This window comes from Aeromicrobium sp. Leaf245 (assembly GCF_942548115.1).
Classification (GTDB): domain Bacteria; phylum Actinomycetota; class Actinomycetes; order Propionibacteriales; family Nocardioidaceae; genus Aeromicrobium.
Map to the genome: position 1 here is coordinate 2,654,001 of NZ_OW824151.1, position 13,568 is coordinate 2,667,568.

16 protein-coding genes are annotated in these 13,568 nt (G+C 72.0%); 4 read left to right on the forward strand and 12 right to left on the reverse strand.

All coding sequences use genetic code 11. From position 1 onward, the window contains the following. Positions 1 to 102 precede the first annotated feature (102 nt). Entirely contained in the window at positions 103 to 882 is a 780-nt protein-coding gene (locus NBW76_RS12930; RefSeq protein ID WP_082481880.1) for an enoyl-CoA hydratase/isomerase family protein, read from the reverse strand. 135 nt (positions 883 to 1,017) lie between these two features. Here NBW76_RS12930 and NBW76_RS12935 point away from each other — a divergent pair, with 135 nt between their 5' ends. Together NBW76_RS12935 and NBW76_RS12940 are read left to right on the forward strand one after the other, a co-directional pair. Further along, positions 1,018 to 2,697 (forward strand): maltotransferase domain-containing protein, encoded by a 1,680-nt coding sequence (locus NBW76_RS12935; protein WP_082481878.1) that lies wholly within the window; start codon positions 1,018 to 1,020, stop codon positions 2,695 to 2,697. A gap of 63 nt (positions 2,698 to 2,760) precedes the next feature. Then, the gene (locus tag NBW76_RS12940) at positions 2,761 to 3,639 is read left to right on the forward strand and encodes an NUDIX hydrolase (RefSeq protein WP_056553983.1); all 879 of its coding nucleotides are present in this window, start codon (positions 2,761 to 2,763) and stop codon (positions 3,637 to 3,639) included. Positions 3,640 to 3,643: 4 nt separating this feature from the next. Here NBW76_RS12940 and NBW76_RS12945 read toward each other — a convergent pair whose 3' ends face one another. From NBW76_RS12945 to NBW76_RS12995, 11 genes are all read right to left on the reverse strand, one after another. Next, positions 3,644 to 4,606, reverse strand: a complete 963-nt coding sequence (locus tag NBW76_RS12945) for a hypothetical protein (RefSeq protein ID WP_055967071.1) — start codon at positions 4,604 to 4,606, stop codon at positions 3,644 to 3,646. Continuing rightward, positions 4,603 to 5,628, reverse strand: coding sequence for a hypothetical protein (locus NBW76_RS12950; protein ID WP_056553980.1), 1,026 nt, complete (start codon positions 5,626 to 5,628; stop codon positions 4,603 to 4,605). The genes NBW76_RS12945 and NBW76_RS12950 overlap by 4 nt, the downstream gene beginning before the upstream one ends. Before the next feature lie 74 nt (positions 5,629 to 5,702). Further along, the gene (locus NBW76_RS12955) at positions 5,703 to 6,608 is read right to left on the reverse strand and encodes a tetratricopeptide repeat protein (RefSeq protein ID WP_055967064.1); all 906 of its coding nucleotides are present in this window, start codon (positions 6,606 to 6,608) and stop codon (positions 5,703 to 5,705) included. A gap of 69 nt (positions 6,609 to 6,677) precedes the next feature. Continuing rightward, on the reverse strand, positions 6,678 to 7,232 hold the full coding sequence (locus NBW76_RS12960) for a PH domain-containing protein (protein ID WP_055967061.1): 555 nt from the start codon (positions 7,230 to 7,232) through the stop codon (positions 6,678 to 6,680). A 5-nt stretch (positions 7,233 to 7,237) separates the two neighbouring features. After that, complete coding sequence (locus NBW76_RS12965) at positions 7,238 to 7,396, reverse strand: hypothetical protein (RefSeq protein ID WP_164468778.1); 159 nt, start codon at positions 7,394 to 7,396, stop codon at positions 7,238 to 7,240. Between the two features lie 76 nt (positions 7,397 to 7,472). After that, complete coding sequence (gene meaB, locus NBW76_RS12970; RefSeq protein ID WP_055967057.1) at positions 7,473 to 8,432, reverse strand: methylmalonyl Co-A mutase-associated GTPase MeaB; 960 nt, start codon at positions 8,430 to 8,432, stop codon at positions 7,473 to 7,475. A gap of 31 nt (positions 8,433 to 8,463) precedes the next feature. Further along, on the reverse strand, positions 8,464 to 9,654 hold the full coding sequence (locus NBW76_RS12975) for an acetyl-CoA C-acetyltransferase (protein ID WP_055967055.1): 1,191 nt from the start codon (positions 9,652 to 9,654) through the stop codon (positions 8,464 to 8,466). Positions 9,655 to 9,737: 83 nt separating this feature from the next. Beyond that, positions 9,738 to 9,917, reverse strand: a complete 180-nt coding sequence (locus tag NBW76_RS12980; RefSeq protein ID WP_055967052.1) for a hypothetical protein — start codon at positions 9,915 to 9,917, stop codon at positions 9,738 to 9,740. Then, positions 9,914 to 10,555, reverse strand: coding sequence for a hypothetical protein (locus NBW76_RS12985; protein ID WP_082506350.1), 642 nt, complete (start codon positions 10,553 to 10,555; stop codon positions 9,914 to 9,916). The genes NBW76_RS12980 and NBW76_RS12985 overlap by 4 nt, the downstream gene beginning before the upstream one ends. A 193-nt stretch (positions 10,556 to 10,748) precedes the next feature. Further along, the gene (locus NBW76_RS12990; RefSeq protein WP_055967048.1) at positions 10,749 to 11,057 is read right to left on the reverse strand and encodes a LysR family transcriptional regulator; all 309 of its coding nucleotides are present in this window, start codon (positions 11,055 to 11,057) and stop codon (positions 10,749 to 10,751) included. 107 nt (positions 11,058 to 11,164) lie between these two features. After that, complete coding sequence (locus NBW76_RS12995; protein ID WP_055967045.1) at positions 11,165 to 11,503, reverse strand: LysR family transcriptional regulator; 339 nt, start codon at positions 11,501 to 11,503, stop codon at positions 11,165 to 11,167. Between the two features lie 90 nt (positions 11,504 to 11,593). On the opposite strand from NBW76_RS12995, the gene mce reads away from it, so the two are divergent. Together mce and ccrA are read left to right on the forward strand one after the other, a co-directional pair. Beyond that, positions 11,594 to 12,070, forward strand: a complete 477-nt coding sequence (gene mce / locus NBW76_RS13000; RefSeq protein ID WP_055967042.1) for a methylmalonyl-CoA epimerase — start codon at positions 11,594 to 11,596, stop codon at positions 12,068 to 12,070. Positions 12,071 to 12,206: 136 nt separating this feature from the next. After that, positions 12,207 to 13,547, forward strand: coding sequence for a crotonyl-CoA carboxylase/reductase (gene ccrA, locus NBW76_RS13005; RefSeq protein WP_055967040.1), 1,341 nt, complete (start codon positions 12,207 to 12,209; stop codon positions 13,545 to 13,547). Positions 13,548 to 13,568: the final 21 nt, after the last annotated feature.

The window sequence follows — 13,568 nt, forward strand, 5'->3', positions numbered from 1 at the left end:
ACACGGCGGCACGTCGCAGCACAGTATGCCCCATGCGCCTCTCGAGCCACGGACGTTTCGCGGCGATGTCGAGGCGTGAGACCTCGGACCGTCCCGTCCGGGTCAGGAACCGCTGAACGTGGCCTTGCCGGGACCGTTCTCGACGAACGAGTCCATGCCGGCGCTCCGGTCGTCGGTGGCGAAGAGGCCGGTGAACTCGATCCGCTCGATCTCCAGCCCCGTCTGCAGGTCCGTCTCCAGGCCGCGGTCGATCGCGCTCTTGGCCGCCCGCAGGGCCAGCGCCGGGCCTCCGACGAATCCGCGGGCCCACGCGAGCGCGGCCTCGAGCACCTCGTCGGCCGGGAGGACGCGGTCGACCAGACCGATGCGCAACGCCTCCTCGGCACCCACGAACCGTCCGGTGTAGACGAGGTCCTTCGCGATCGAGGGACCGACGAGGCGCGCCAGCCGCTGCGTCCCACCCGCACCCGGGATGATGCCGAGCAGGATCTCGGGCTGGCCGAGCTTGGCGTTCTCCGCGGCGAACCGCAGGTCGGTGGAGAGGGCGAGCTCGCAGCCTCCGCCGAGCGCGAAGCCCGTGACGACCGAGACCGTCGGCTTGCCGATGCTCGCCACGGCCCGCGTGAACTCCTGCAGCAGGTGGCCGTGGGCGACCATCTGCTGGTAGGTCATCGCCGCCATCTCCTTGACGTCGGCGCCCGCGGCGAACACCTTGGGGCCTCCGTGCAGCACCACCGCGGCGACGTCGTCGCGGGTGTCGGCCTCACGGGCCACCTCCACCAGCTCGCGCTGCAGCTGGGCGTCGAGGGCGTTCATGGGCGGACGATCGAGTCGGATCACGCCGACTCCGTCGGTCACGTCGAGCTGGACGAGCTGCGTCACGCTGCTTCCTTCCGTCGGGCGACCACCCGAGGAAGGGGCCGCTGGTCCGTGGCCGCGAGCATAGGAGTCGTCGCGACCCGGGGCGGCATCGGGGGAACACGCCCGAAAGCCGCACGCACGCACTAGCGTGGGTCCATGGTCGCTCGGGTTCCGGTGCTGGAGGTCCGTCCGTGCCTGGACCGCGGCCGGTTCCCGGCCAAGGTCGTCCCCGGCGAACCGTTGCGCATCGAGGCGATCGTGCTGCCCGACGACCTCGAGGTCGGCGCCGCCGTGGTCCTCACCGACCCCGAGGGGAAGGCGCGCGCCCCCATCGCCCTTCGCCACCTCGGCGACCACCTGTGGTCGGCGACCGTCACCACCGACGTCGTCGGGGACTGGACCTACCACGTCGAGAGCTGGCAGGAGCCGCTGCGCAGCTGGGCGGCTCGCGTCGTCTCCGACATCGACGGCGGCGCCGACGCCGAGAACGTCCTCGCCCACGGCAGCGCGCTCGTGCTCGGCATCGGCGACCGCGATCCCGCCGCGCTGCAGGTGGCCGAGGACCTCCTCGACGACGCCGCGCCGGCCCACGAGCGGCTGGCCGAGGCGCTCGCCTACGTCGCGTCCCTGCCCGACGAGATCGGTCGGCTGCACGTCGACAGCACGGATCCACTGCCGTTGCGCGTCGATCCGGAACGAGCCCTCGTCGGCGCCTGGTACGAGCTGTCCCCCGCGTCCACGTCCGACCTGGCCACCGTCACGGAGGAGCTCGCACGGGTCGCCGCCCTGGGCTTCGACGTGGTCCGGCTCCCTCCGCTGCACCCGTCCGCGTCCGCCAACCCCTGGGATGCCGGACCGGCCACCGGGGAGCACACCTCGGTGGATCCTCGCCTCGGCACCGTCGACGACGTCCTGGAGCTCGTCGAGCAGGCACACCACGTGGGCCTCGAGGTCGCCCTCGAGCTCGCCTGGACCATCTCGTCGTCCCACCCGTGGCTCGCGCAGCACCCGAGCTGGTTCGTCCCCGCCGGAGACGACACCTGGCGGTTCGACCACGACGGGGACACCGGTGCCACCTATGCCGCGGTCCTCGACATGGTGACCACCTGGATCGGCCGGGGCATCAGCGCCTTCGTGGTGCAGGACGCGCACCGCTGGCCGCTGGCGCTGTGGGAGCAGCTGCTCCACGACGTCCGGGTCGCGGCCCCCGACGTGGTGCTGGTGGCCGAGGGCGATCCGTCGCCCGCGCAGGCGCACGCGCTGTCGCTCGTCGGGTTCCACCAGACCACCCCGCCGCTGCACCGGGCCCTCGGCGTCCACGACGTCGAGGAGGTCCTCACCGGGATCGGCCGCGGGTCGGTGACCCGCCCGCAGCTGCTGGCGTCCACGCGCCACCGGCGCTCGTCGGCCCTCACCGGCGGATCCGCGGCCACCTTCCAGGCCTGGGCCGCCGTCGCGGCGCTCGGCGGACCCGCCTGGGGAGTCAGCAGCACCTTCTCCCCCACCGACGACCCCGCCGACGAGACGGTCGCCGCGTTCCTCACCCGCCTCAACGAGCTGCGCCGGTCCCACCCCGCCCTGCGGTCGCGTCGTGGACTCGAGCTGCGACCGGTGCACCACGCCGGGGTGCTGGCCTTCAGCAGGACCTGCGCCGACGACGAGGTGCTCGTGGTGATCGACCTCTTCCCGGCCTTCTCCAAGACCGTGGGCGTGCAGACCACGCTGACCGGCAGTGACGGCCGGCTGCAGGACGAGCTCGACGGGTCCTGGCACGCCGCGGAGTCGATCCTGCTGGACCTCGAGCACCCGGTCCGGGTCCTCACGGGCCGGCGGTGACGCTCGCCCACGACGGCCGACGTCAGCGATGACGGCCGCACAGGCTCCGCGTACGGTGGCGGCGTGAGCACCATCCTGCGAGACGACGACCTCGTCCTCGAGCCCACGAGCGGATCCGACGGACTCCACGGCTGGGCCCTGACCATCGACGGAGATCGTCTCGGCACGATCGCGCTCCTCGACGAGGGCCGTGGGATGGGCTCGGTCCGCTGGAACACCGGCACCGGTGACGGTGCGCTCGGTCTCGCGGTCCGCGCCCTGCGCCTGGTGCTCGAGCACGCCTTCGGGGACCGGGGGCTCCTGCGGGTCGAGGCCCGGGTACCCGTGGACCGGACCGAGGACGTACGAGCGGCCTCGATCAGCGGCCTGCGCCGCGAGGGCATCGCTCGGGGAGCGGGCGACGCCCCCGACCGCGCGCTGCTCGCCCGGCTGCACGACGACCCTCCGGCCACGAGCCGCGACGGCTTCATCGCCCTGCTCAACGCGGGTCTGCCCACCAAGCGGGTCATCTCCCAGGGCCTGCTGCGCGACCCGCAGGGACGCGTGCTGCTGTGTCGACTGACCTACAAGCAGGAGTGGGACCTGCCGGGAGGGGTCGTCGAGGTCGGCGAGTCCCCCGCCGACGGCCTCGTGCGCGAGCTCGAGGAGGAGCTGGGCCTCACGGTGCAGGTGCGCGACCTGCTGACCGTCAACTGGTTGCCCGCCTGGCGCGGCTGGGACGACGCCTGCATCTTCCTGTTCGACCTTGGCGTGGTCGACACGTCGTACGTGGACGACATGGTGCTGCAGCCCACCGAGATCGTGTCGGTGCACTGGTGCGACACCGAGACGGTCCACGACAAGGCGACCGCGGCCGCGATCGAGCTGCTCGACGCGGTGGCCGGCGACGACCTCGCGACCTACCGCGAGGCCCCTCTCGCTCCCGAGCCGCCTGCCGTCTGACCCGTCAGGGCCCCTGGGCCTCCACGACGCCGCCGTACTGTCCGATGACCCTCGGCTTGCCCGACCCGCCGGGGATCGAGACGAGCACCTGGTGCAGGTAGCGCAGGCTGCCCGACGAGGACAGTCCCGACTCCAGCAGGGCCTTCTGCGGCGAGTCGTCCGGCCACGTGACCCGGACGCCCTCCCCCACCTCGTAGGAGTCGACTCGCTCGAGGGTCGCGAACACGAGCGCACCCCCGTCGGCGGTCCGCAGGACGTGCCGCACCTCCTGCGCCGACCACGTCTGCGTGAACGACACGTCCTCGAGCGAGGCGTTGCGCTCGGCCGCCGCACGCATCTGCTCGATGAAGTCGTCCTGCTCGAGCGACGAGGCCGCGGGTGAGGCCGGGTCCGCGAGCACCGCGGCGTAGCGGTCGGCCGCCTCCTGGGGCGACATCGACATGCCGGTGGCGCTGTCCGGCGGCACCACGAGCTGGACCCCGTCGCGCTCGCGCAGGTCGGGCAGCTGCGTCGTGAGCAGCGTCTCCGGGCTGGCGACCAGGAACCACGGGTCCACGGCCGAGGCGCGCTCGAAGATCTGCACCCGGTTGACCTCGGCCGCGCGGTCCTGCACCTCCACCATGAACCACAGGGGGTAGGCCGTGAACCGGGGCGTGGCCAGGCGCACGACGTCGTTGGAGGCCGAGTCGCCACCCACGGCTCGCGCCAGGCGCTGCGCCACCTCGAAGGACCCGGTGTCGATCGCCAGCACGGCACCGCTCTCCACGGTCGACAGCGGCTTGGGGTCGAGCAGCTCGGCGGCGGTGTCGCGCACCTTCTCGTAGCGGGCCAGCACCGCGTCGACCTCCCCGGCGTCGACCGGGACCGTGGACGGGGGCGCGTCGCCGCGCTCGCGCGGGAGACCACAGGCCGCGAGGACCAGCAGCGCACAGACCAGCGCCACGAGGAGCCGTGAGGACCGCCTCATCGCTCGTCCTCCTCGTCGACGACCTCGTAGTCGGCCAGCTCGTCGGCCGAGACCTCGTGCTCCACGCCGTCCTCGTCGACGAACACGTAGACGACGTCCTGGACCGGCGTCGGTGCGGGTGGGTCGGCCATCGGCGTCGCCGGAGCCGGAGCCGGAGCCGGAGCCGGAGGAGTCTGCTCGCCAGACGCCGTCTCGACCGGACGGTCCACGGTGGAGGAGTCGGGCCCGGCGGCCTCCGCAGTCGGCACGTCGTCGCGCCCCGCCTGCTCGGCGAGGTCCAGGCGGGCCTGGAGACGTTCTGCCTCGTCCTCGGAGATCTCGTGCTCCACGCCCCGTTCGTCGACGAAGACGTAGACCACCTCCTCGACCTCCTCGACCTCCTCCTCCCCGCCCGAGGCACCGGGCGCCGCGACCCGCGCGGGAGCGAGTGCGGTGTCGCGCCGCAGCAGCACACCCACCCACACGAGTCCGGCACCGACGAGCACCGCACCGAGGCCCAGCCCGAAGCCGCCCTTCACGCCGTAGGCGAACGTGACGGTGAGTCCGGAGAGGTCCGAGGCCCCCACCGCGAGCACGGCCACGGACACGGACTCGTCGGGCAGGCTCGCACTGATCGACGCCCCACCGAGACCCGCCGACTCCGCGATCCACCAGTCGAGGGCCGTGGGCGCACCGGGCAGCGCCGGGCCTCCCTCGACCTCCCGCGTGCGGACCGTCCACGGCACCCGGAACGACGTCACCTCGAGCCGCTGCGTCCGACTCACGTAGTCCTGCACGTCCACCGTGTTGCCGAGGCCGACGAACACCGGCTTGTTCACCGGCACCTCCACCAGCACGTCGACCTGGAGCCCGCGGTAGGAGACGACTCCGGGGGCGGTCACCACGGCGGCGGCATCGGTGTCGACCTCGTGCGGACCCGTCGTGAACCGGCTGTCCGGACCGAGCACCACGACGACCGCGAGGCCGACGACGGACAGGAGCACACCCACGACGAGCGCCGGCCAGGCCAGCCGTCCGCCCATCGTCGCTCTCCTCGCTGCGGCCACGCCTGTCGTCGCCGTCGCCGCACCCTAACCCTCCGGGTGCGTCCGCACCGTCAGAAGAGGGCGGACGCGAGGGCGCGTCGCGCGTCGGCCACCCGTGGGTCGTTCGATCCCACCACCACGAACAGCTCGAGCAGACGCTCGCGGATGCGGTCGCGGTCGTCGCCCTGCGCCTGGCGCACGAGCGCGACCAGACGGGCGAAGGCGTCCTCGACGTGGCCACCGCTGACGTCGAGGTCGGCCACCAGCAGCTGCGCGTCGAGGTCGTCGGGCCGGTCGGCCGCGGCCGCGCGAGCAGCCTGGAGGTCGGCGTCCTTCGTCCGGTCGAAGAGCTTGACCCCGGCCAGCCGCTCGGCCACCTCGGCGTCTCCGGGGTGCTGGGCCTTGAGTCGTTCGTACTCGGCGATGGCCGTGGTGGTGTCGCCTGCCGCGAAGGCGGTGTCGGCCGCGGCGAAGCGCGGGTCCTCGGCGGGCTCGGCCTCGACGTCCCCCGCCGCGTCCGGCGCGGCGACGCGTCCGGACAGCCCGTTCTGGACCGCGACCGCGACCAGCTGGTCGAGGTACTGGCGCACCTCGGCCTCCTCGACCGCACCCTGGAAGAGCGGGACGGGCTGGCCCTTGACGAGACCCACGACCAGCGGGACGCCCTGGGCCTGCAATGCCTGCGCGATGGCGGGGTTGGCATCGGCGTCGACCCTGGCCAGCAGGGCGCGACCCTCGAGGCCGTCGACGGCGCGTCCGACGACGTCGACGAAGTCGCGGCTCTGGGGTGCGCGCGGCGACCACAGGGCCAGGACCACGACGTGCTGCATCGAGGCCTCGAGGGCGACGGTCTGGAAGTTCTGCTCGGTCACGTCGACCGCGTACGCGCCTGCGGCACCCGACGGTCCTGCAGCCGGGGACGGCGGGGGCGACGCCAGGGCGGACAGGTCGATGGCACCGGGACGCGAGAAGGTCATGGACCCATCCTAGGAAGTGGGGCCAGCGTCCTCACGCACCCCACGTCCCCAGGCCTCGGTCCTCGGGCCTCAGCGGCCGTCCTGCGCCTGCCGCTCGAAGGCCGTGCGCGGGCCGCGAAGCCCGGAGCGCTGGACGACCCGCTGGATCGTCAGGTCGCGAGCGTCGGGATCGCCGATGAAGCGGATGTCGCGCAGGCCCTGGGCCTGGGCGGCCGACTCGAAGACGAAGTGCCCGTAGCCGAGCACCCGCCCCACGAACGGCTTCTCGACGGTGATGTCGAGGATGCGGGTGATGGGCATGGTGGCGATGCGCACCGAGAACACGCCCGAGGCGCGGAAGACCCGCATGTTGGTGATGACGAAGACGTCGCGGTGCTCCTGGAGCACCAGGTAGCCGGCGTGCAGCAGCACCCCGACGCCGAGCAGGATGAACAGCCACCCGATCTGGATGGGACCGACGACGGCCAGCACCCACAGCAGCACGGCACCGAGGGCCTCGGCGGCGGGACGCAGGTAGACGACCGGGTGCTTGCGGACCAGGTCGATCACGTGCTCGCCCTCGTCGAGCAGCAGGTGCCCCTCGACGTCCTGCTCGGGAAGTCGCGCCAGCAGGGCGGCCAGCACGGGGCCTACCGGGTCAGCTCGTTGAAGAAGATGAAGACCTGGCCGAAGGCGTTCATGACGGCCTCGACCGCGCCGGAGACAGCGTCGGCCGCGCCGGCGGGCGCGGTCAGCAGGTAGTAGACCACGAACGCGGCGACGAGGAGCACCAGGAGCTTCTTCAGCACGCGAACATTCCTATCGCACTCGACCGCCCGTCAGCGGCAGGCGCGCCCGGGTGATCGCTGAGACTGCCGACACGCCTCAGCGGACGACGTCGAGCAGCACGTCGGCCGCGGCGAACGGGTCCTGGTCGCCGGCCAGCACGGCCGCGGCGAGGTCGTCGAGGCGCTCGTCTGCGCCGACGTGCCCGAACCGCTCTCGCAGCTCGTGCAGGGCGACCGCCTCGATCTCACGGCGCGTGCGGGCGAGCCGGCGTCGGCGCAGCCCGCCCGAGGACTCCTGGTGCTCGCGGTGCCGCTCGATCTCGGCCACGACCTCGTCGATGCCCTCACCACGCGAGGCCACCGTCAGGGTGATGGGTGGCTTCCAGGCGCCCTCGGGACGCTCCGACATCGCGATGACCGAGCGCAGCTCGCGCCGGGTGGACTGCGCACCGTCCCGATCGGCCTTGTTGACCACGAAGATGTCACCGACCTCCAGGATCCCGGCCTTGGCCGCCTGGATGCCGTCGCCCATGCCGGGGGCGAGCAGCACCAGGGTGGTGTCGGCGAGCCCGGAGACCTCCACCTCCGACTGTCCGACCCCCACGGTCTCGACCAGCACGACGTCGCAGCCGGCGGCGTCGAGCACGCGCAACGCGTGCGGCGCCGCCCACGACAGGCCGCCGAGGTGACCACGGCTGGCCATGGAGCGGATGTAGACGCCGCTGTCGGTGGCGTGCTCGCCCATGCGGATGCGATCACCCAGCAGCGCTCCACCGGAGAACGGGGACGTCGGGTCGACCGCGAGGACACCCACGCGCTTGCCCTGGGCACGCAGAGCCCCGACCAGGGCTGCGGTCGAGGTCGACTTGCCCACACCGGGCGACCCGGTCAGGCCCACCACGTGGGCGCGGCCCACGAGTGGGGCGAGCGCCGCACTGACCTCGCGCAGCGCGGGCGACTCGTCCTCGACGAGCGAGATCAGACGCGCGACCGCCCGCGGCTGCCCCTCCTGGAGCCGCGCGACGAGGTCGGCGACGTCGGGAGTGGGGGCAGGCACGGGCGGTCGGTTGCGCTGGTGAGGGTGACCGTCAGGCGGACGGCACGGTGATGAGCAGGGCGTCGCCCTGGCCGCCGCCACCACAGAGCGCGGCAGCGCCGAGCCCACCGCCGCGTCGCTTCAGCTCGAGCGCGAGGTGCAGCACGATGCGCGCGCCGCTCATCCCGATCGGGTGCCCGAGGGCGATCGCACCGCCGTTGACGTTGACGATGTCCTCGGAGATGCCGAGCTTGCGGGCCGACTGGATGCCGACGGCCGCGAAGGCCTCGTTCAGCTCGACGAGGTCGAGGTCGGCCGCGGTCCTGCCCTGCTTCGCGAGCGCCTTCTCGATGGCGTTGGCCGGCTGCTCCTGGAGCGTGGAGTCGGGGCCGGACACGTTGCCGTGCGCGCCGATCTCGGCGATCCAGGTGAGGCCGAGCTCCTCGGCCTTGGCCTTGCTCATGACCACCACGGCGGCGGCGCCGTCGGAGATCTGGCTGGCGGTGCCGGCGGTGATGGTCCCCTCCTTGTCGAAGGCGGGGCGCAGTCGGCCGAGGGACTCGGCCGTGGTGTCGCCCCGCACGCCCTCGTCGGCCGAGACGACGACCGGGTCGCCCTTGCGCTGCGGGATCTCGACGGGGACGATCTCCTCGTCGAAGACACCGTTCTTCTGCGCCGTGGCCGCGAGCTGGTGCGAGCGGGCTCCGAACGCGTCCTGCTCCTCGCGGGTCAGTGCATCGACGTCGGCGTTGCGCTGCTCGGTGAGCGAGCCCATGGCCTGGTCGGTCAGCGCGTCCCACAGGCCGTCGTACTCCATGTGGTCGAGCATCGTGGCCTTGCCGTACTTGGTTCCCTCGCGCGAGCCCGTGAGCAGGTGCGGCGCCTGGGTCATCGACTCCTGACCGCCGGCCACGACCACGTCGTACTCACCGGCGCGGATCAGCTGGTCGGCGAGCGCGATGGCGTTGATGCCCGACAGACAGACCTTGTTGATCGTCAGGGCCGGCACGTCGAGCGGGATGCCGCCCTTGAAGGCAGCCTGCCGCGCGGGGACCTGGCCGGCTCCGGCGCCGAGCACCTGGCCCATGATCACGTAGTCGACCTGGTCGCCGGAGATCCCGGCCTTCTCGAGCGCGCCCTTGATGGCGAGGCCACCGAGGTCGGATCCGGACAGCGTCTTGAGGCCGCCGAGCAGACGGCCGATCGGCGTGCGGGCGCCGGCGACGATCACGGACTGGGTCATGGGGTTGCTCCCTTGCATGGACACAGGTGGTGGGGTGCCCGTCACTGTACTCGCGGGTCACTTCGCCCAGGAGCGGATGTGGGTCACGTCACCCGGGGCCGCGCCCAGGTGAAGAACAGCACGCCCAGCACCACCAGCACCGCGAGGGCCAGGCCGGCCTCGAGGGGCCCGACCTGGCGCTGCAGCCCCGCACCGGCGAGCGCCGTCGGGAGGAGCAGGACCACCAGGGCAGCCAGCAGGATCCCCCAGCGGCGCGCCGTCACGAGACCCCCGAGGTCGACCAGGCGTAGGTGCCGTTGGCGTAGGACCGGATGACGTTGGTCGGATAGGTGGTCTGGACGCAGCCGTACTTGAGCACGCAGTTCTCGAAGCGCCCCTGCCGGTAGTGGTAGAACGCGCTGCGCGGGTGGCCGTCGTTCGCTCCTGCGTCGTAGAAGTACCGGTTGGACGCCACCTGGCCGCGCCAGTACTGGAACGCGTCGGCCTCGGAGACGAAGAAGCCGTTGCTGCCACCGGCGTGGATGTGCTGGGTCGACCTGGTCCAGCACCAGCGGGTCCACGTGTTGTAGCGGTAGGCCGTCTTGCCCGTGTACGTCGTCGCGCGGTTCGAGATCGTCACCTTGCGACACCCCGAGCCGGTGCTCGACCCGCCCTTGCCCGACCCCTTGACGGCCGACGGGCCGTCGGGGGCCGTCGCTCGGCTCGCCGTGGCGGTGATCGGGGTGGTGACGGTGGAGATCGGGGTGCCGTCGAGCGCCGAGAGCTCGTCGACGACGTAGTCACCCTCGGCGGTGTCGACGACCCAGAGGTCACGCGGCACCGGACCGGGGTCCTCGGAGGCCGACGCGGCGACCGGTGCCGACGCCATCCCCGCCACGCCCAGGATCGTTGCCGTCACCATGGCGATCGCACCCCTGGCCCTCGCGATCGACCCCGACCCCGCCATCGACCCCGTCCTCGTCATCGACCCCGTCATCGAGCTCGCCCTCGTGACCGACCCTGCTCGCCTCATGTCGTCCCCCTCGTCGGCCGCCGCCGTCTCGTGTCGCGTGGGACGAGACTCTCGGGAGCGCCGCGGCGCCGACCACCCTTCCTCAGACTTCGTGCGGGAGGTGTTGACGAGGAGCGCTGCCACCGGGTAGTGCGCCGCGAGCCACCGGCCCGCGCTCGGCGACACCACCGAGCTCCTCGGCGGCCGCCAGGATGAGCCGCGCGATCGGCACGGCCCGACGTCCCTCCTCGGTGAGGCGCACCCCGGCGCCCTCGCGCCGGACGAGGCGGACACCGCACTCGCGCTCCAGGGCCTGCAGGTGAGCACTCACGGCCGGCGCCGAGAACCGCAGGACCCGGGCGGCGTCGGTGATCGAGCCGCTGCGCTCGACCATCACCAGGGCGCGCAGCATCCGTAGATCGAGATGCACCCGGACCAGCTCCCCCCGCAGGCGCGACGTACGTGCCCGACGCTCGACGACGCGTCTGCCGACAGCCTCGCGGCGTGGGAGTGGACCGATCAACGAACCTCACGATCTCTGTGGTTGCTCTTGATCGACGACGGTCCAGGCGGTATGACACCGCTGCGGCTCGGGCTCGCGCGCCGACCGAGCCGCTCCAGCTCGACGGCCGCGGCGAGCATGAGGCGGGCGATCGGCACCGCCCTGCGCCCCTCCTCCGTGAGTGCCGTGCCGGCCCCCGTGCGCTCGACCAGACGCACCCCGCACTCCCTCTCGAGCGCACGCAGGTGCTCGCTGACCGCGGCGGGCGAGAAGGCCAGGCCGTCCGCCGCGCGGGTGATGGAGCCGCTGGCCTCGACCATCACCAGGGCACGCAACATCCGCAGCTCGATGTGCACGTGACCTCCGACGGGTAGGGGAAATCGACCATACGTGCGGTCTCCGACGGGCCTCGGCGGGCGACACGGACCTCCCCTACCCTGCTTCTCATGACCACCTCGACCCCTCCGTCGGACGCCCCCGCCGACGCCACCGTCCCCGAGCACCTCCTCGTCGCCATCGACCACGTCGGCATCGCCGTGCCCGACCTCGACGACGCCCTCGCCTTCTACTCCTCCGTCTTCGGGCTCCGGTCCGTGCACGAGGAGGTCAACGAGGAGCAGGGTGTCCGCGAGGCGATGCTCGCCGTCGGCGACTCCGGCTCCTGCATCCAGCTGCTGGCCCCGCTCAACGACAGCTCCACGATCGCGAAGTTCCTGGACCGCAACGGCCAGGGGATCCAGCAGCTCGCCTACCGCGTGCTCGACATCGACGCGGTCTCGGCGATCCTGCGCGAGCGCGGCGTCCGGCTGCTCTACGACCAGCCGAAGCGCGGCACGTCCGACAGCCGGGTGAACTTCGTGCACCCCAAGGACGCCGGCGGCGTGCTCGTCGAGCTGGTCGAGCCGTCCTCGACGTCGCACTGAGCCCGAGGCCCGCGTCTCGGGCGTGACCCGACCCACACTCCCGAGCCGGGACGCAGAACGCTACGGATCGGTAACATCGCCGAAACCCCGACCCAGCGCCGGACCGAGCGCCGGAACACCCCACCTTGGAGGCCCCGTGCAGCACATCCTCGATGCGATCCTCGCCGGAGACACGGCGAGCGAGGACTTCGCCCACCTGGACATCCCCGACCACTACCGCGCCGCCACCGTCCACAAGGACGAGGTCGACATGTTCGAGGGCGTCGCCAGCCGCGACAAGGACCCGCGCAAGTCGATCCACGTCGAGGACGTCGCGCTCCCCGAGCTGGGTCCGGGCGAGGCCCTCGTGGCCGTCATGGCGAGCGCCATCAACTACAACACCGTCTGGACGTCGATCTTCGAGCCCGTCTCCACGTTCGGCTTCCTCGAGCGCTACGGCCGACTCTCCCCGCTCACCAAGCGCCACGACCTGCCGTACCACGTGGTCGGCTCCGACCTCGCCGGAGTCGTGCTGCGCACGGGCCCGGGCGTCACCCAGTGGAAGCCGGGTGCGGAGGTCGTCGCACACTGCCTCTCCGTGGAGCTCGAGGACCCCGCCGGCCACGACGACACGATGATGGATCCCCAGCAGCGCATCTGGGGCTTCGAGACCAACTTCGGCGGACTGGCCCACATCGCCCTGGTCAAGTCCAACCAGCTGCTGCCCAAGCCCGACCACCTCACGTGGGAGGAGGCCGCCTCGCCCGGACTGGTCAACGCGACCGCGTACCGCCAGCTGGTCTCCAAGAACGGCGGCAACATGAAGCAGGGCGACAACGTGCTGATCTGGGGCGCCTCCGGCGGCCTCGGCGGCTTCGCCACGCAGTACGCCCTGAACGGTGGCGCCAACCCGATCTGCGTGGTCTCCAACGAGGAGAAGGCCAAGATCGTCCGGAGCATGGGCGCCGAGCACGTCATCAACCGGTCCGAGGAGAACTGGAAGTTCTGGAACGAGGAGGGCACCCAGCAGAACCCGAAGGAGTGGCAGCGCCTCGGCAAGAAGATCCGCGAGCTCACCGGTGGCGAGGACATCGACATCGTCTTCGAGCACCCGGGTCGTGAGACCTTCGGCGCCTCGGTCTACGTCACCCGCAAGGGCGGCACCATCACCACCTGCGCGTCGACCACCGGCTTCATGCACGAGTACGACAACCGCTACCTGTGGATGAACCTGAAGCGGATCGTCTCGAGCCACTTCGCCAACTACCGCGAGGCGTACGAGGCCAACCGGCTCATCGCCCAGGGCAAGATCCACCCCACGGTCTCGCGCACGTACACGCTCGAGGACGTGGGCCAGGCCTCGCTCGACGTCCACCACAACCTCCACCAGGGCAAGGTCGGCGTGCTCACCCTCGCCCCCGAGGAGGGGCTGGGCGTCCGCGACGAGGAGTTCCGCGCCAAGCACCTCGACGCCATCAACCGGTTCCGCGGCATCTGACGCAGGACCGACCAGCACCAC